This is a genomic window from Eubacterium sp. ER2, assembly GCF_000765215.1.
GTDB lineage: Bacteria > Bacillota > Clostridia > Lachnospirales > Lachnospiraceae > Claveliimonas > Claveliimonas intestinigallinarum.
In genome coordinates, this window is record NZ_JPJE01000010.1 from 22,852 (window position 1) to 40,714 (window position 17,863).

At 55.4% G+C, this 17,863-nt stretch carries 15 protein-coding genes; 14 read left to right on the plus strand and 1 reads right to left on the minus strand.

Annotated features, from left to right (window positions below; all coding sequences use genetic code 11):
- Positions 1-19 precede the first annotated feature (19 nt).
- Positions 20-1,435 (plus strand): APC family permease, encoded by a 1,416-nt coding sequence (locus NI21_RS0104555; protein ID WP_347562498.1) that lies wholly within the window; start codon positions 20-22, stop codon positions 1,433-1,435.
- A gap of 270 nt (positions 1,436-1,705) precedes the next feature.
- Here the strand turns inward: NI21_RS0104555 and NI21_RS0104560 are convergent, their stop codons facing one another.
- A complete protein-coding gene (locus NI21_RS0104560; RefSeq protein WP_033125065.1) occupies positions 1,706-2,938 on the minus strand; it encodes an argininosuccinate synthase in 1,233 nt (410 codons plus the stop codon).
- A gap of 432 nt (positions 2,939-3,370) precedes the next feature.
- Here NI21_RS0104560 and argC point away from each other — a divergent pair, with 432 nt between their 5' ends.
- From argC to lepA, 13 genes are all read left to right on the plus strand, one after another.
- Positions 3,371-4,411 (plus strand): N-acetyl-gamma-glutamyl-phosphate reductase, encoded by a 1,041-nt coding sequence (argC, locus tag NI21_RS0104565; protein ID WP_033125066.1) that lies wholly within the window; start codon positions 3,371-3,373, stop codon positions 4,409-4,411.
- A gap of 13 nt (positions 4,412-4,424) precedes the next feature.
- Positions 4,425-4,874: a GNAT family N-acetyltransferase gene (locus NI21_RS0104570; RefSeq protein ID WP_033125067.1), complete on the plus strand. Its 450-nt coding sequence runs from the start codon at positions 4,425-4,427 to the stop codon at positions 4,872-4,874.
- Positions 4,875-4,908: 34 nt separating this feature from the next.
- Positions 4,909-6,132, plus strand: coding sequence for a bifunctional glutamate N-acetyltransferase/amino-acid acetyltransferase ArgJ (gene argJ, locus NI21_RS0104575; protein WP_033125068.1), 1,224 nt, complete (start codon positions 4,909-4,911; stop codon positions 6,130-6,132).
- A 5-nt stretch (positions 6,133-6,137) separates the two neighbouring features.
- Positions 6,138-7,037 (plus strand): acetylglutamate kinase, encoded by a 900-nt coding sequence (gene argB, locus NI21_RS0104580; RefSeq protein WP_033125069.1) that lies wholly within the window; start codon positions 6,138-6,140, stop codon positions 7,035-7,037.
- Entirely contained in the window at positions 7,027-8,205 is a 1,179-nt protein-coding gene (locus tag NI21_RS0104585; RefSeq protein WP_033125070.1) for an aspartate aminotransferase family protein, read from the plus strand. Before argB ends, NI21_RS0104585 begins: the two co-directional genes overlap by 11 nt.
- 109 nt (positions 8,206-8,314) lie before the next feature.
- Complete coding sequence (locus tag NI21_RS0104590; protein WP_033125071.1) at positions 8,315-8,746, plus strand: DMT family transporter; 432 nt, start codon at positions 8,315-8,317, stop codon at positions 8,744-8,746.
- 67 nt (positions 8,747-8,813) lie between these two features.
- Positions 8,814-9,470, plus strand: coding sequence for a helix-hairpin-helix domain-containing protein (locus NI21_RS0104595; protein ID WP_033125072.1), 657 nt, complete (start codon positions 8,814-8,816; stop codon positions 9,468-9,470).
- 36 nt (positions 9,471-9,506) lie between these two features.
- Positions 9,507-10,196: a response regulator transcription factor gene (locus NI21_RS0104600; protein ID WP_033125073.1), complete on the plus strand. Its 690-nt coding sequence runs from the start codon at positions 9,507-9,509 to the stop codon at positions 10,194-10,196.
- 22 nt (positions 10,197-10,218) lie between these two features.
- Entirely contained in the window at positions 10,219-11,619 is a 1,401-nt protein-coding gene (locus NI21_RS0104605; RefSeq protein WP_347562497.1) for an ATP-binding protein, read from the plus strand.
- A gap of 37 nt (positions 11,620-11,656) precedes the next feature.
- Complete coding sequence (locus tag NI21_RS0104610; protein ID WP_052083932.1) at positions 11,657-12,610, plus strand: GerMN domain-containing protein; 954 nt, start codon at positions 11,657-11,659, stop codon at positions 12,608-12,610.
- Positions 12,611-12,612: 2 nt separating this feature from the next.
- Entirely contained in the window at positions 12,613-14,907 is a 2,295-nt protein-coding gene (locus NI21_RS0104615; RefSeq protein ID WP_081957974.1) for a DNA internalization-related competence protein ComEC/Rec2, read from the plus strand.
- A 64-nt stretch (positions 14,908-14,971) separates the two neighbouring features.
- Positions 14,972-15,955: a DNA polymerase III subunit delta gene (holA, locus tag NI21_RS0104620; protein WP_033125074.1), complete on the plus strand. Its 984-nt coding sequence runs from the start codon at positions 14,972-14,974 to the stop codon at positions 15,953-15,955.
- 67 nt (positions 15,956-16,022) lie between these two features.
- Complete coding sequence (gene lepA / locus NI21_RS0104625; RefSeq protein ID WP_033125075.1) at positions 16,023-17,855, plus strand: translation elongation factor 4; 1,833 nt, start codon at positions 16,023-16,025, stop codon at positions 17,853-17,855.
- Positions 17,856-17,863 lie beyond the last annotated feature (8 nt).

Consider the following 17,863-nt stretch of genomic DNA (forward strand, 5'->3'; position numbering starts at 1 on the left):
GAAGACAGAACCGAAAGGGGTGAGGACCATCAAGTATAAAAAAATCAGTTTTAAGGAACTTGTGTTGATGAATGTCTCCGCACTCTACGGGATCAGATGGATTGCCAAATCAACCTCAGACAGCTTTGGCCTGGGGTTGGGGGCAATCCCCATGTGGGTCATTTTTATGCTGATCTTTTTCATCCCACAGGCGCTGATGTGTGCGGAGCTGGCCTCGGCCTATCCCACAGATGGGGGACTCAATGACTGGGTGAAGATCGCGTTTGGAACAAAGTACGGATTTCTCGTGTCCTGGATGCACTGGACAGCTCTGATCTTCTGGTACGCCTCCTTCCTGACCTTTCTGGCCATTAACATCAGCTACATGATCGGGAAGCCGGAACTGGCGGACAATAAGCCATTTGTGCTGATCATGTCGCTGGTGGTGATCTGGGGGCTGTCCTTTGTCAGTATGAGGGGCATGAAGCTTGGAAAATACTTTACAAGCGTGGGGGCCTTCGGGTCGGTGATACCGACCATTTTTCTGATCGGCATGGCCATTCTGGCCGTAGTTGTCCTGAAGGCTGCCCCCAGCGCTTCCGAGTACACGGTGTCTACGCTGACGCCGAAAATGAATATGAATTCTCTTGTGGCTATATCCGGCATTACATTTGCCTACACAGGGGCGGAATTTACAGCCAACTTTGTGTCCGACATGAAAAACCCCCAGAAGGATTATCCACGGGCTATCATGATCGCGGCGGGATTGATCTGCGTGCTCTATGTTGTGGGAGCTGTCTGCATGACTATGCTGCTTCCCACCTCGGAGATCTTCGCCTATACAGGCACACTGGATGCTCTGGCAAAGGCAAGTGAGCTCCTTGGAGTGCCGCAGGTTCTTGTGCAGATCCTGGCGTTTGGTATCGCCCTGTCTGTTCTGGGAGCTCTTGTCCTGTACATTGTGCAGCCGGTGAAGATGCTGTTTGGCTATTCAGAGCCGGGGATCTTCTCGGATAAGTTCATGAAGAAAAACCAGTACGATGTGCCGGAGAAAGCCATCCTGTTCCAGGCTGTGCTGATTACAGTGCTCCTGGCGGGAGTCAATCTTTTTTCGGCAGTGGAGACCATCTACAACGTGCTCGTCACCATGACAGCGCTGACATCCCTGTTCCCCTATGTGCTGCTGTTTGCAGCGTACATTAAGATAAAGAAGGAAAAAGAGGATAAGCCGGAGCTGTATCAGATGACGACGAATAAAAAGTGGGGCTGCTTCCTTGGGTATTCAGAGCTGGTGATCTGCGGGATCGCCATCGTATGCTCCGCCCTACCGGTGATGTCCACAACAGGTGAGAACATCATTTACGAGATTGAGCTGATCGGCGGCGCGTTGTTCGTACTGTTGTCCGGCCTGTGGCTTTGGAAGCGATCCGGGCTGGAGAACAAAATGGGGACGTAACACTTTGCAAAAGTATTACGTCTGGATTTAGACTAACTGGTGTGTAATTGTGTCAAATATAATCGGTTGCGACTCCGCCTGTTTTGATTGGTATCACGAAAAAAGCAAGAGTTTCTCACGTATTACGCGGAAGAAGCTCTTGCTTTTTTCAGATTAATCACGATATGAGTGGAAATTGTGTGTGAACACAGTGGTGGTTTGACACAATTATACACCAGTTGGATTAGTTTGAGACGTAACACTTTTGTAAAGCATTACGTCCCCAATTCATTATTTACTCTCGCTTTGCTTTTTCATCTCCTGCATCTTCAGGGCGCGGACCTTGAGCGGAAGCCCGAACAGGGTGATGAAGCCGTCAGCGTCGTGGTGGTCATACATATCGCCTGTTGTGAAGCTTGCCAGGGACTCGCTGTACAGTGAGTAGGGGGAGGTGGTGCCGGCCTTGATGATGTTGCCCTTGTAGAGCTTGAATTTGACTTCGCCGGTCACATACTCCTGGGTGCTCTCCACGAATGCCTGAATGGCCTCCCGGAGGGGTGTGAACCACTTGCCCTCGTATACGACCTGGGCCAGCTTGTCGCCCATTTCCTTTTTCATTTCCGTTGTGGCGCGGTCCAGAACTAGCTCCTCAAGCTGCTGGTGCGCCTCATAGAGGATAGTTCCGCCAGGGGTCTCGTAGACGCCGCGGGACTTCATGCCCACTACACGGTTCTCTACAATGTCAATGATGCCGATGCCGTGCTTGCCGCCCAGCTCGTTCAGCTTGCGGATGATGTCGGAAACCTTCATCTCAACGCCGTTAATGCTCTTTGGAACACCCTTTTCAAATGTCATAGTCACATACTCCGGCTCGTCCGGTGCCTTCTCCGGAGGTACAGTGAGGACTAAAAGATCATCGTAGTTTGGCTCGTTGGCCGGATCCTCCAGCTCCAGGCCCTCGTGGCTGATGTGCCACAGGTTGCGGTCACGGCTGTAGCTGTGCTTTGCGTCAAAGGGAAGGTCGATGCCGTGCTGGCGGCAGTACTCGATCTCGTCCTCCCTGGACTGCATGGTCCAAAGATCTGTCATCCGCCAGGGGGCGATGATCTTGATGTCCGGAGCCAGAGCCTTGATGGCCAGCTCAAAGCGGATCTGATCGTTTCCTTTTCCTGTGGCGCCGTGGCAGATGGCGACAGCGCCTTCCTTCCTTGCGATCTCAACGAGTCGCTTTGTGATGGCGGGGCGGGCCATGGCCGTGCCGATAAGGTATTTGTTCTCGTACACTGCGTGGGCCTGCACGCAGGGAACAATGTAATTGTCGCAGAAATCATCCACAATATCTTCTATATATAATTTGGAAGCGCCGGACATCTTCGCTCTCTCCTCCAGACCGTCCAGCTCTTCGCCCTGTCCGCAGTTCACGCAGCAGCAGATAACATCGTATCCGAATGTCTCCTTCAGCCACGGGATGACGGCTGTTGTGTCAAGTCCGCCTGAATAGGCAAGTACCACTTTTTCTTTCATTGCATTTTCCTCCTGAAATGTATTTTCATTTTTCTGCGCTGCTGTGAGCCGCGCTTAAAATAACCTAAATCGCAAGGTTTACTATACACCATATTTTATAATTATGCAAGTGTAATGCAAAAAAAACGAATTTTAGTGTATATTATACAAAGCTTTTGGAAAAAATCCGATTGCGCCGGGAGAAACCGCATAAAAATGAGGGATAGACGAGAGCGCGCGGGAGCAGGGAACGCTGGGCGAACAGAGGGAAACAGGAGGGGCACAGGAAATAATGACAGAAAAAACTTGCATAATATTCATTATGGATGTATAATCATGTAGTACAAACGTACAGCGGGGAAAAAGTTCCGGCAATCCACTTTACACAGAAAGAAAAGTGGTATAAACTTTAACAAGTGTTATTCTATTTTAATAAGAAAGGATATGCGAAAGATGATAAGAGCAGGAATTATCGGTTCCACCGGATACGCGGGAGCAGAGCTGGTCCGCATCCTGATGGGACATAAGGACGCCGAGATCGTGTGGTACGGCTCCAGGAGCTATATAGATAAGAAGTACGCAAGTGTGTACCAGAATATGTTCCAGATCGTGGACGCGGTCTGCATGGATGACAACATGGACGAGCTGGCAGCGGCGGCGGACGTGATCTTCACAGCCACCCCCCAGGGACTGTGCGCTTCCCTTGTCAATGAGGACATCCTAAGCAAGGTGAAGATCATTGACCTGAGCGCGGATTTCCGAATCAAGGACGTGGCTACCTACGAGAAGTGGTACGGCATAGAACACAAGAGCCCGGAGTTTATAAAGGAGGCAGTCTACGGCCTGTGCGAGATCAACAGGGAGGATGTGAAGAAGGCCCGGCTCATCGCAAACCCGGGCTGCTACACCACCTGCTCCATCCTGACGGCCTACCCTCTGGCGAAGGAGGGGCTCATCGACATGGACACTCTCATCATTGACGCCAAGTCCGGCACCTCCGGCGCAGGGAGAGGGGCCAAGGTGCCCAACCTCTTCTGTGAGGTCAATGAAAACATGAAGGCCTACGGCATCGCCTCCCACAGGCACACTCCGGAGATTGAGGAGCAGCTCGGCTACGCCTGCGGACACCCGGTGGTGCTGAACTTTACGCCTCATCTGGTACCCATGAACCGGGGCATCCTGGCCACAGAGTACGCGAAGCTGACAAAGGATGTGAGCTATGAGGACGTGAAGGCCGTGTACGAGAAATATTATAAGGATGAGAAATTCATCCGCCTTCTGGATGAGGGCGTCTACCCAGAAACCAAGTGGGTGGAGGGCAGCAATTACGTGGACATCGGCTTTAAGATCGATGAGAGGACAGGCCGCATCATCATGATCGGAGCCATTGACAATCTTGTGAAAGGAGCGGCCGGACAGGCGGTGCAGAACATGAACCTGGCCTTCGGACTGACCGAGGATACAGGGCTGGATCTTGTGCCCATGTTCCCATAGGAGGTAACCAGACATGACAATCCGGGAAATGACAATAGATGATTACGAGGAGGTGTACCACCTCTGGAAGCAGATCAAGGGCTTCGGCATCCGGAGTATTGACGACTCCAGGGAGGGCGTGGAGCGCTTCCTTATGAGAAATCCCACCACCAGTGTAGTGGCGGAGAAGGACGGGAAGATCGTGGGTAGCATCCTGTGCGGACATGACGGCAGGAGAGGCTGTCTCTACCATGTGTGCGTGGACGAGGCCTACCGGCGCCACGGCATAGGAAAGGCCATGGTGGTGAGGGCCATGGAGGCCCTGAAGGCGGAGAAGATCAACAAGGTCTGTCTTATTGCATTTACAAAAAATGACATCGGAAATGCCTTCTGGAACACCATCGGCTGGACAGAGAGAGAAGATCTGAACTACTACGATTTCGTGCTGAATGACGCCAACATCACGGCGTTCAATGAACAGTAATAAAGAAAAATATTTTCAGAGGAAGGTGGATAACATGGAGAGAATAGAAGGCGGCGTGACCGCGGCAAAAGGATTTGAGGCAGCCTGCGCGGCTGCAGGGCTGAAGTACAAGGACCGCACGGATATGGCACTGGTCTACAGCCAGGTGCCCTGCGTGACAGCGGGGACCTTTACCACAAATGTGGTGAAAGCGGCTCCGGTGAAATGGGATCAGCAGGTTGTGAAGAGTGAAAAGAAATCACAGGCTATCATTGTAAACTCAGGAATTGCTAATGCCTGCACAGGAGCGGAGGGCTTCGGCTATTGCAAGGACACGGCGGACAAGGCCGGAGAGGTGCTGGGCATTGACCCGGCCGGAGTGCTCATCGGCTCCACCGGCGTGATCGGAAAGCAGATGCCCATTGAAAAGCTGAAGGCCGGCATTGAGGCTCTGGCCCCGAAAAAGGCGTCCACCCTGGAGGCCGGCACGGAGGCAGCCAGGGCCATCATGACTACAGACACAAAGGAGAAGGAGATTGCTGTCACTATCCAGGTGAAGGATAAGACCGTCACCATCGGCGGCATGGCAAAGGGCTCCGGAATGATCCATCCCAACATGTGCACTATGCTCTCCTTTATCACAACAGACGCAGTCATCACAAAGGAGGCTCTCCAGAGCGCTCTCAGTGAGGATGTGCCGGATACATACAATATGATCTCCGTGGACGGGGATACCTCCACCAACGACACGGTGCTCCTGCTGGCCAACGGGATGGCGGAAAACGAGGAGATTACCTGCGGTACGCCGGAATACCAGGAGTTCAAGGCAGCTCTCCACGTGATCAACGAGTACCTGGCAAAGAAGATCGCCGGGGATGGAGAAGGTGCCACAGCCCTCTTCGAGGCCAAGGTCATCGGAGCCGAGAGCAAGGAGCAGGCCAAGGTGCTGGCCAAATCCATCGTCTGCTCCAATCTGACCAAGACAGCCATCGCGGGCCACGACGCCAACTGGGGAAGGATCCTCTGCGCCATGGGCTACTCCGGCGCCCAGTTTGACCCGGAAAAGGTGGATCTCTTCTTTGAGAGCCAGGCAGGCAAAATCCAGATCATAGAGAACGGCACGGCTGTGGACTACAGCGAGGAGGAGGCAACGAAAATCCTCTCCCAGCCGGAGGTGACAGCCATCGCGGACGTGAAGCTGGGACAGGAGAGCGCCTCCGCCTGGGGCTGCGACCTGACACACGGATACATTGAAATCAACGCGGATTACAGGAGTTAAAAAAAATGGATAACAATATGCAGAAATATCTGGACAAGGCGGAGGTGCTCATCGAGGCCCTCCCCTACATCCAGCGGTTTAACCGGAAAGTCATTGTTGTGAAATACGGCGGCAGCGCCATGGTGGACGAGACCCTCAAGGAGAGAGTGATTCAGGACGTGACCCTGCTGAAGCTGGTGGGCTTTAAGCCCATCATCGTCCACGGCGGCGGAAAGGAGATCAGCCGCTGGGTGGGCAAGGTGGGCATGGAGCCCCATTTTGTCAACGGTCTGCGGGTGACCGACGCGGCCACCATGGAGCTGGCGGAGATGGTTCTTGGAAAGGTAAATAAAGAGCTGGTCCAGTTCGTGGAGGGCCTGGGCGTGCGGGCCATCGGCATCAGCGGAAAGGACGGAGGCCTCCTGCGGGTGACAAAGAAGCTCTCCGACGGCCAGGACATCGGCTTTGTGGGAGATGTGAGGGAAGTGAACGCGGACATCCTATGGGATCTGCTGGAGAAGGATTTCCTCCCCATCGTGTGCCCTGTGGGACTGGACGACAGGAACAACACCTACAACATCAACGCGGACGACGCGGCCTGCGCCATCGCCAGGGCCATGCATGCGGAGAAGCTGGCCTTCCTGACAGACATTGAAGGTGTCTACAAGGATTCCAAGGACCCGGAGACACTGATCTCGGAGCTGAAGGTGTCTGAGGCCAGAAAGCTGATGGAGGAGGGCTACATCGGAGGCGGCATGCTTCCCAAGCTGAACAACTGTATCGACGCAATTGAAAACGGCGTTTCCAGAGTGCATATCCTGGACGGCAGGATCCCCCACTGCCTCCTGCTGGAGATTTTCACCAACAGAGGAATCGGAACCGCCATCTTAGACGATGAAGGGAGCAGATTTTACAATGACAAATAAATGGATCGACGAGGCGGAGCAGTCGCTCCTGCACACCTACAACCGGTATCCCATCGTCCTGGAGAGGGGCGAGGGCGTGTACCTGTATGACACGGAGGGGAAAAAATACCTGGACTTTGCCGCAGGCATCGCTGTGTGCGGACTTGGCTACGGCCACAAGGAGTACACAGAGGCTCTGAAGAACCAGGTGGACACCCTGCTCCACACCTCCAACCTGTACTACAGCAAACCGGCGGCTGAGGCGGCCCAAAAGCTGACAAAGGCGGCTCAGATGGACCGGGTTTTCTTTACAAACAGCGGCACCGAGGCCATAGAGGGAGCCCTGAAGGCGGCCAGAAAATACGCCTACACAGAGGGCTCCGGCCGGTATGAGTTTATCGCCATGGAGCACTCCTTCCACGGGCGCACCATGGGGGCTGTGGCTGTGACAGGCAACGAGGCATACCGGACTCCCTTTGAGCCCCTTATAGGGGGCGTGCGATTTGCCCGGTACAATGACCTGGACAGCGTGAAGGAGCAGATGAACGGGCACACCTGCGCGGTGATCATGGAGACACTCCAGGGCGAGGGAGGCATCTATCCCATTGACCCGGAATTCCTGCAGGGCGTGAGGAAGCTCTGCGATGAGAACAATGTGCTCCTCATCCTGGATGAGATCCAGTGCGGTATGGGGCGCACAGGCACCATGTTCGCCTGGCAGGACTATGGCGTGAAGCCGGACATCATGGCTATGGCCAAGGCCATCGGCGGCGGCGTCCCGGTGGGTGCCTTTGCCATGACAGAGAAGGTGGCGGAGAAGTCCCTGGCTCCGGGAGACCACGGCACCACCTACGGGGGAAATCCCTTTGTGTGCGCGGCGGTCAGCGCAGTGCTGGACATTTTTGAAAAGGAAAAGCTCTGCGATCACGTGAAGCAGGTGGGAGCCTACCTGGAGAAGCAGCTGGACGCCCTGGCAGAGCGCAAAGAGTCCGTGAAGCTGCGCAGAGGAAAGGGCCTGATGCAGGGCCTTGTCCTGAACGTGCCGGTGGGCGAGGTCGTGGTGAAGGCGCAGAAGGAGGGGCTTCTTGTCATCACCGCCGGGGGAAATGTGCTCCGCATGGTTCCGCCCCTTGTGATCACGGAGGAGCATGTGGACGAGATGATCGAAAAGCTGGAGAAGGCGCTCTAGGAGAAGATCCACAAAAGAAAATGACCGGATAAATACAGATTTCGGCGGAATATACAGGCTGGCTGTGGGAAATACTAACTTCTGATCAAGAGGAAGGAAGTGATTTTCTATGGCCGGCTTTTTTATTGCACTATTGTCGGGCGCCCTCATGAGTGTGCAGGGCGTATTTAACACCCAGGTCACCAAGACCACGGGGGAGTATGTGAGCAATGCCTGGGTGCAGTTCTCTGCCCTGGCGGTCTGTCTGGGGGTCTGGTTCTTTGCGGGGAGGGACAGCTTTGGGGCCATCGCCCGGGTGGAACCGAAATATATGCTCCTGGGAGGCGTCATCGGGGCGGGGATCACCTGGACTGTCATCCGCAGCATGGAGCAGCTGGGGCCTGCAAAGGCGGCTCTTCTCATCGTCATCGCCCAGCTCATCGTGGCCTATCTCATCGAGCTGGCAGGGCTTTTTGGTGTGGAGAAGGAGCCCCTGGAATGGCGGAAGGTGGGAGGCATGGCCCTGGCTCTGATTGGAGTTGCAATTTTTCAGTGGAAATAGTACAATGGCTTTATCTAAGCATAAGAGGGGTGTCCGCAGCTGGGATACGGCTGTAAAGGAGTAAATTATGCGTAGAAGACTGACAGCGGTTCTCTGGATTCTTGTGATCCTGACCGGCTGTTTAAACGGATGTGAAAAGAAGGAAGAGACCTCCGGCATAGAGGAGATCTCTCTGGAAGAAGACGGGGAGGAGGCCTCTTCAGGCGAGGAGGACTCCCCGGAGAAGACAGGTGAGGAGACCCGGGAGAAGGGGCAGGAGCCGGAACAGGAGACTGACGCCATCTTTGTCTATGTGTGCGGCCAGGTGGCCGCCCCGGGCGTCTATGAGCTGTCTGCGGGGGCCCGCGTGTACCAGGCCATAGAGAGGGCCGGAGGCACTCTGGAGGGGGCCAGCCCGGAGAGCCTGAACCTGGCCCAGCAGGCGGAGGACGGACAGAAGATCTATGTCCCCTCAAAGGAGGAGGCAGAGGCGGGCACGTTTCCTCAGGACGACTCCTGGGGGGCGGCGTCTTCTTCCCGGGAGCAGGGCGGAGGAAAGGTGAACCTGAACACCGCTGGTCTGGAGGAGCTGATGACCCTCACGGGGATCGGACAGACCCGGGCGGAGGCCATTATCACCTACCGGGAGGAAGAGGGAGCTTTCCAAGCGCCGGAGGATATTATGAAGGTGGACGGCATCAAGGAAGGCATCTACGAGAAGCTGAAGGATGAGATCACTGTGTGATGACAGAAGAAGAACAAAAAAGCTAAGGGAGACATTATGGGTTGGAAAGTATTGGTTGTGGACGATGAAAAACTGATCGTGAAGGGAATACGGTTCAGTCTGGAGCAGGACGACATGGAAGTGGACTGCGCTTACGACGGGGAGGAGGCCTTAAAGCTGGCCGCCGAAAATACATACGACATTATCCTCCTGGACGTCATGCTGCCCAAGCATGACGGCTTTGAGGTGTGCAGACAGATTCGGGAGTACTCGGACGTCCCTATCATCATGCTGACCGCCAAGGGAGAGGACATGGACAAGATCCTGGGGCTGGAGTACGGGGCTGACGACTATATCACCAAGCCCTTCAACATCCTGGAGGTGAAGGCCAGGATCAAGGCCATCATTCGCCGCACAAGGAAGAAGAAGGATCAGAAGGAAGACGGAAAGCTGGTGGTCAAGGGAGATATGAAGATTGACTGCGAGAGCCGCAGAGTGGTGATCGGTGATCGGGAGATTAACCTGACTGCCAAGGAGTTCGACCTTCTGGAGCTTCTGGCTACCCATCCGAATAAGGTGTACAGCCGGGAGAATCTGCTGAACCTTGTGTGGGGCTACGAGTACCCGGGCGACGTGCGCACAGTGGATGTACATATCCGAAGGCTCAGGGAGAAGATCGAGGCGCAGCCCAGCGATCCGAAATACGTGTACACAAAGTGGGGAGTTGGTTACTATTTCAGGGGTTAGATTATATTTCAGAAATCATTTTTTGAAAAGTCTGAAGTTTCGAATCATATTTCTTTTTATAGCAGTGGGGATCATTCCCTGCCTTGTCTTGAAAGCAGTTATCCTGGAAAGCTATGAAAACAGGGCGGTCGATGTGCGGACCGCCCAGCTGCAGAACCAGTGCACGATCCTGTGCAATCAGATCGGCGCCGGGGGATACCTGGATACAGGTCTCTCGGAGGTGCTGGAGGCTGAGCTGGAGCAGATGTCAGGTATTTACAATGGCCGCATCATGCTGATCAACAGTCAGTATCAGATCACGGAGGATACATACGACCTGGATACAGGGAAGATCATTGTGTCCGAGGATGTGATGCAGTGCTTTGAGGGGGAGGGAACGAAGATCTACGACCGGGACAACCAGTATATTGAGGTGACTTCTCCGGTGTTCGTCCCGGGAAGCGAGCAGGTGTCCGGCGTTCTGCTTGCCAGCGTGTCCGCTGACTCTGTCCTGGACGGCCTGAGCGTGCTGGGAGGCACAGCCTGGGTGGCTGTGGGAGTGACAGCCCTCCTGGTAGCAGCTCTCGCTGTCATACTGGGCTCTGTCATGGTCCGCCCCTTTGCCAGGATCACCTCCTCCATCGAGGCGGTCAGCGAGGGCTATGACACCAACTATCTCCACGAAAATGCATACACAGAGACAAGTCTTCTGTCTGAGGCCTTTAACAAGATGCTGGGCCGTCTGAAGATACTAGACGATTCCAGGCAGGAGTTTGTGGCCAACGTGTCTCACGAGCTGAAGACACCCATCACCTCCATGAAGGTGCTGGCGGACTCCCTGCTTGTGCAGGAGGACGCGCCTGTGGAGCTGTACAGGGAGTTTATGGCGGATCTTTCGGAGGAGATCGAGCGGGAGGACAAGATCATCAACGACCTTCTGTCCCTTGTCAAGATGGACAAGACGGCTTCCACTCTGGATGTGAAGCAGACCAACATCAACGAACTGGTGGAGAAGATCCTGAAGCGGCTTCAGCCCATCGCGGCGGCGGCCAACATCGAGGTGGTCTTTGAAAGCTTTCGGCCTGTAAACGCAGAAATTGACGAGGTAAAGCTTTCCCTTGCTATTACAAATCTTGTGGAGAACGCTGTGAAGTACAATGTGGAGGGCGGATGGGTTCATGTGTCCTTGAACGCAGACCATAAATTCTTCTACATCGAGGTGGCTGACTCGGGCATCGGCATACCGGCGGAGGCACAGGAGCACATTTTCGAGCGGTTCTACCGGGTGGATAAATCCCACTCCAGGGAGATCGGCGGCACCGGGCTTGGCCTTGCCATTGCCAGAAATGCGGTGGTTCTTCACCGGGGCGCTGTCAAGGTGTACAGCCAGGTGGGGGAGGGAACCACATTTACAGTGCGCATCCCCTTGAGCTATGTTGTCTGATCGCCTGGACAGGGAGATTGGAAGGAGGTTTCTGCATATGAAAAATCTGTACAGACCAGTGAAGAGAGCGGCAGCCCTGTCTGCGGCCCTTCTTCTGGCCCTGGGACTTCTCACCGGATGCGGTGGGGATAGGAGCGCCCCGAAGCAGGGAGAGGAGTATCTGCTCTATGTGGAGCAGGGAAGCGTGTCTCTTATGCCGGTGGCCTGGGAGCCGTCCGCAGGAGAAACCCGGGATATGGTTCGGGAGGCCCTTGAGGAGATGAAAGAGCCCGGGGCCCCGGAGGGGTATGTGAGTGCGATCCCTGAGGAGGTGTCCGTGGAGGTAAAGGATCTCCGGAACGGGAAGCTGGACCTGACCTTCAGCGACTCCTACAGCAGTCTCTCCAAGAAGAGCGAGGTACTGCTGCGGGCCGCTGTGGTTCAGTCCCTGACGCAGATCGAGGGCATCAGCAGGGTCCGCTTCTTCATAGGCGATCAGCCTCTCCGGGAGGCGGACGGGACAGAGACAGGCTACATGGGGGCGGAGGACTTTGTGCGAAATATAGGCTCTGCCCTGAATTCCTATGAGAAGACAGATCTGACTCTGTACTTTGCCGACGCAGATGGGAACAGTCTGGCGCGGGAGACGGTAAATGTGAGGTACAACAGCAATACATCCCTGCAGAAGCTGATCCTGGAGCAGCTCCTGAAGGGGCCCCGGACCCAGGAGTGCCAGGACACGCTGCCGTCGGACACGATCCTCCTGGGAGTTTCTGTAAAGGATGGCATCTGCTATGTGAATTTTGATGAGGGATTTCTCTCCCAGGATTACCAGGTCTCCCCGGAGCTGGCAGTCTACTCCATAGTGAATTCCCTTGTGGAGAACGGAGACGGGGAGGTTCAGTCTGTGCAGATCTCTGTGAATGGAGAGTCTGATATCAAATTCAGAAATGCGGTGGATCTGAGCCATCCCCTGGAGAGAAATCCGGATTTGGTGGAGGAAACGGAATAATATTGAAAGAAAGACGATTGTTTATTTTTTGCTCGCTCTTCCTGCTTGCCGCTTTTCTCGCCGTCCACCTGGGCGGAGACGTTTTCCTGGAGGAGCTTAGGGATCCCCCTGCCCGGGCGGCCTTTGAGGAGGGGGACACGGTCCTTATAGAAGGGCAGGTGTGGAAAAGGGAAGAGAAGGCAGATTACAATGTATTTTATCTAAGAGAGAATTCTATCACAAAGTCCGGCCGAACCGTGGGGGAGGCCGGCGTGATCTTATACGATCCTGATAAGACGGATCTTCGGACAGGAAATATCCTGCGCGCCAGGGGACAGCTCTTTTTCTTCGATGAGGCGCGAAATCCCGGAAATTTTGATCAGAAGTTTTATTATCAGAGACAGAACATACACGCAGGCCTGTGGACACAGAGCGTAGAGGTGACAGATGGCACCTTCTGGCGTCTGCGGGACGCTCTTGAGAGGTTCCGCAGAGCGTGGAAAGCCGCTCTTTTGGAGGCGGCGGGAGAGAAGGACGGCGGCATCCTGGCGGCTATGATCCTGGGGGACCGGCAGGGCATGGATCCGGAGACAAAGGAGCTCTACCAGGTCAACGGCATTGCCCACATCCTGTCCATATCAGGGCTACACCTGTCCTTTATCGGCATCGGCTCCTATCAGTTTCTGAGGCGCCGCACAGGCTCCTATCTGGTGGGAGGTCTTCTCGGCATTGGGTTTCTGCTGCTGTACATCCTCATGATCGGCGCAGGCGTGGCGGTGCTGCGCTCCCTTGTCATGTTTCTCATACGGGTGGGAGCAGATATGACAGGAAGGGTCTACGACATGATCACCGCCCTGTCCGCGGCAGCTGTGGTGGTCATCCTGTGGCAGCCCCTGTCCTTCTATGACGGGGGATTTCAGATGTCCTTCGGGGCGATCCTTGGGATGTGGCTTCTCGGCGAGCTGATCCGGCTGCCAGGAAAGAACCGGCAGGCGGAGGAGAACAGGAGACGTCAGGCAGGGAGCAGGGGCAGGCTGGCGAAAGCAAAGACAGGTCTGGTGCAGGCGCTGCAATCCAGCCTGGGTGTGCAGATGATCCTCTTTCCGGTCACACTGTACCACTATTTTGAGTTTCCCGTCTACTCTGTGCTCTTAAATCTGCTTGTGATCCCCCTCATGTCAGCCCTCCTTTTTCTGGGGATGGCGGGCAGCCTTCTGTACATGGCAGTTGAGCCGGCAGGGCTGGCGCTCCTCTGGATATCCGGCAGGATACTGGATGTCTATGAGGTCAGCTGCCGGGCTGCCCTTGCCCTCCCGGGGAGCCGCCTTGTGACAGGGCAGCCGGGGATGGATACGGTCTGGTTCTACTATGCGGCGCTGGGGATCACCATGGTTCTCTGGGCTTTGGCCAGAAGAAGGGAGAGGAAGGAGGACCGGCACTGCCCGCGGGAGAGGCGCAGAGCCTTCGTCCCTGTGCTGGCGGGGCTGGCAGTCCTGCTCTTTGCCGGGCCTGCCTCCCGGCTGGGCAGTCTGGGCCAGACGGAGATCACTGTGCTGGATGTGGGCCAGGGGGACAGCATTTTTATCCGGGCGGACGACGGAACCAGCATTCTTGTGGACGGGGGCAGCAGCGATACGGACCAGGCCGGCAGATACCGGATCGAGCCGTTTTTAAAGGCGAAAGGTGTGGGAAAGCTGGACTATGTATTCGTGACCCACGGGGACGGCGACCACATGAATGGGGTGGAAGAGCTGCTGGGAAGGCAGGAGATGGGAGTGAAGGTGTGCTGCCTTGTGCTGCCTGTTCCCGAAGTGTGGGATGAGAAGCTGCAGGCTCTGGCAAAGGAGGCTGAAAAGCGGGGCGTTCCCCTTGCGTTCATGGACAGGGGAGGTGCTCTGTCCTGGGGCAGCCTCACAGTGACCTGCCTCCAGCCCGGGAGAGGAGATGAGCTGATGCCGGGAAACGGGGCCTCCCTTGTGCTGGACGTATCCTGCGGTGCCTTTGACATGCTCCTTACAGGTGACGTGGAGGGGGAGGGCGAGGAGGTGCTGGCACAGAGGCTGGAAAAGACATACGATGTGTTGAAGGTGGCCCATCACGGCTCGAAAAATTCCACATCAGAGGAGCTTCTAAGGCAGGCATCCCCTGATGTGGCCCTTATTTCAGCCGGCCGGGACAACCGGTACGGACATCCCCATAAGGAGACGATGGAGAGGCTTTCGCAGGCTGGCTGCCTGGTATACCAGACGGCACGCAGCGGAGCTGTGACCATCCGGACAGACGGCAGGAAAATGAGTATCCGCGGGTTCCTGATCTGATTTCGCTGCCCCGGATGTTATCTTCCCTTGTCAAGACCGGCACAAATCGCTTATAATAGTCAACATGAAGAATTTAAATGAAGATATAAAGACCGGACAATTTAAAAACGTATATCTCCTCTACGGGGAGGAGGCCTACCTGAAGAAACAATACAAGCAGCGGCTCACAAAGGCCATCATCCCTGAGGGGGACACTATGAACTATTCCTACTATGAGGGGAAAAATACCAGTGTCCCGGAGATTATAGATCTGGCGGAGACCATGCCCTTTTTTGCGGACCACCGGCTCATTGTGGTGGAGAACTCGGGATTTTTCAAGACCGCATCCCCGGAGCTGGCGGACTATATTAAGACCATGCCGGACACGGTGATCTTTCTCTTTGTCGAGACAGAGGTGGACAAGCGGGGAAAGCTGTACAAGGCGGTCAAGGACAAAGGGCGCGTCGTGGAGATGGGCATGCAGGACGAGAAGACCCTCCTTCTGTGGATCGCCTCGGCTGTGAAAAGAGAGAACAAAAGGATCCAGGAGTCTACGGTGCGGTATCTGATCTCAAAGGCTGGGACAGATATGGAAAATCTGGAAAAGGAGCTGGAGAAGCTGTTCTCCTACACGGCTTTTAAGGATGAGATCACCATACAGGACGTGGAGGACATCTGCACGACCCAAATCACAAACCGGATCTTTGACATGGTGGACGCTGTGGCCAAAAAGCAGCAGAAAAAGGCACTGGACTACTACTATGACCTGGTGGCGCTGAAGGAGCCGCCTCTTCGGATCCTGGCCCTCCTGACAAGGCAGTTCCGCATCCTGCTGGAGGTGAAGGACCTGATGAAGAAGGGCCTCGGAAGGCAGCAGATTGCCCAGAGCGCGGGGCTACACCCCTACGTGGCTGGGAAATGTATGGATCAGAGCAAAGGATTTTCCGGGCGGCAGATCCGCAGTATACTGGAGGACGCCGCGGATATGGAGGAGGCGGCCAAGACGGGGCGGCTGGACAACACCATGTGCGTGGAGATCTTTATTGTAAAATACAGCGCTCAGGCATGACAGTGCGCTTGCGCAAAGCGGGGCAGTCATGCTATGATATGGGAGCTGAAATGGAATATTACTTACTATGGAAGGAACGATAGAAGTGGGAGAAATAGAACAGAGCAGAATTCGGAATTTTTGTATCATTGCCCATATTGACCATGGGAAATCAACCCTGGCGGACCGCATCATCGAGATGACCGGCCTTCTCACAAGCCGTGAGATGCAGTCCCAGGTGCTGGATAATATGGATCTGGAGCGGGAGAGGGGCATCACCATCAAGTCCCAGGCCGTCCGGACCGTCTACAAGGCAAAGGACGGTCACGAATATATTTTCAACCTTATCGACACACCGGGACATGTGGACTTTAACTATGAAGTGTCCCGGAGCCTGGCGGCCTGCGACGGCGCGATCCTGGTGGTGGACGCGGCACAGGGTGTGGAGGCCCAGACGCTGGCCAATGTGTATCTGGCGCTGGATCATGACCTGGATGTGATGCCGGTCATCAACAAGGTGGATCTGCCAAGCGCGGAGCCGGAGAGAGTCATCGAGGAGATCGAGGATGTGATCGGGATCGAGGCCCAGGACGCGCCCCTCATCTCCGCCAAGACAGGCCTGAACGTGGATCAGGTGCTGGAGCAGATCATCCAGAAGATACCTGCCCCCACAGGGGATCCGAAGGCGCCCCTCAAGGCCCTGATCTTTGACTCCCTGTACGACTCCTACAAGGGTGTCATTGTCTTCTGCCGGATCATGGAGGGGACAATCCGCAAGGGAATGTCCATCCACATGATGGCCACAGGCACTACCGCTGATGTGGTGGAGGTGGGCTACTTCGGAGCAGGGCAGTTCATCCCCTGCAATGAGCTGGAGGCCGGCATGGTGGGCTACTTTACAGCCAGCCTGAAAAATGTAAAGGACACCCGGGTGGGAGATACGGTGACAGACGCGAACCATCCCTGCAGCGAGCCCCTTCCGGGCTACAAGAAGGTGCAGCCCATGGTGTACTGCGGCATGTATCCCGCAGACGGGGCCAAGTATCCGGATCTGAGAGACGCCCTGGAAAAGCTGCAGCTCAACGACGCGTCCCTGCAGTTCGAGCCGGAGACCTCTGTGGCCCTGGGCTTTGGATTTCGCTGCGGCTTCCTGGGACTGCTCCACCTGGAGATCATCCAGGAGAGACTGGAGAGAGAGTACAACCTGGATCTGGTGACCACGGCACCGGGTGTTATCTACAAGGTGCACAAGACAAACGGGGAGGTCATCGAGCTGACCAATCCCTCCAACCTGCCGGATCCCTCGGAGATCGAATACATGGAGGAGCCTATGGTAAAAGCGGAGATCATGGTGACCTCCGAGTACATCGGCTCCATCATGGAGCTCTGCCAGGAGAGGCGGGGCGAGTACCAGGGCATGGAGTACATTGAGGAGACGAGAGCGGTTCTCCGGTATCACCTGCCCCTGAACGAGATCATTTACGACTTCTTTGACGCTCTCAAATCCCGGTCAAGGGGCTACGCCTCCTTTGACTATGAGATGCTGGGCTACCAGAGATCTGAGCTGGTGAAGCTGGACATCCTGATCAACAAGGAGGAGGTGGATGCCCTGTCCTTTATCGTCCACGCCGGGACTGCCTACGAGAGGGGCAGGAAGATGTGCGAGAAGCTGAAGGAGGAGATCCCCCGCCAGCTCTTTGAGATCCCTATCCAGGCTGCCATCGGAAGCAAGATCATCGCCAGAGAGACGGTCAAGGCGCTGCGCAAGGACGTGCTTGCCAAGTGCTACGGCGGCGATATCAGCCGGAAGAGAAAGCTGCTGGAAAAGCAGAAGGAAGGAAAGAAGCGGATGCGCCAGGTGGGCAATGTGGAGATCCCACAGAAGGCCTTCATGAGCGTGCTGAAGCTGGATGAAAAATAAGAGGAGAA

What these genes read in the sequence shown, in the direction of transcription:
- NI21_RS0104560 (WP_033125065.1), bottom strand. Translation starts at nt 2,938, where the DNA reads ATGAAAGAAAAAGTGGTACTTGCCTATTCAGGCGGACTTGACACAACA.
- argC (WP_033125066.1), top strand. Translation starts at nt 3,371, where the DNA reads ATGATAAGAGCAGGAATTATCGGTTCCACCGGATACGCGGGAGCAGAG.
- NI21_RS0104570 (WP_033125067.1), top strand. Translation starts at nt 4,425, where the DNA reads ATGACAATCCGGGAAATGACAATAGATGATTACGAGGAGGTGTACCAC.
- argJ (WP_033125068.1), top strand. Translation starts at nt 4,909, where the DNA reads ATGGAGAGAATAGAAGGCGGCGTGACCGCGGCAAAAGGATTTGAGGCA.
- argB (WP_033125069.1), top strand. Translation starts at nt 6,138, where the DNA reads ATGGATAACAATATGCAGAAATATCTGGACAAGGCGGAGGTGCTCATC.
- NI21_RS0104585 (WP_033125070.1), top strand. Translation starts at nt 7,027, where the DNA reads ATGACAAATAAATGGATCGACGAGGCGGAGCAGTCGCTCCTGCACACC.
- NI21_RS0104590 (WP_033125071.1), top strand. Translation starts at nt 8,315, where the DNA reads ATGGCCGGCTTTTTTATTGCACTATTGTCGGGCGCCCTCATGAGTGTG.
- NI21_RS0104595 (WP_033125072.1), top strand. Translation starts at nt 8,814, where the DNA reads ATGCGTAGAAGACTGACAGCGGTTCTCTGGATTCTTGTGATCCTGACC.
- NI21_RS0104600 (WP_033125073.1), top strand. Translation starts at nt 9,507, where the DNA reads ATGGGTTGGAAAGTATTGGTTGTGGACGATGAAAAACTGATCGTGAAG.
- NI21_RS0104610 (WP_052083932.1), top strand. Translation starts at nt 11,657, where the DNA reads ATGAAAAATCTGTACAGACCAGTGAAGAGAGCGGCAGCCCTGTCTGCG.
- holA (WP_033125074.1), top strand. Translation starts at nt 14,972, where the DNA reads ATGAAGAATTTAAATGAAGATATAAAGACCGGACAATTTAAAAACGTA.
- lepA (WP_033125075.1), top strand. Translation starts at nt 16,023, where the DNA reads ATGGAAGGAACGATAGAAGTGGGAGAAATAGAACAGAGCAGAATTCGG.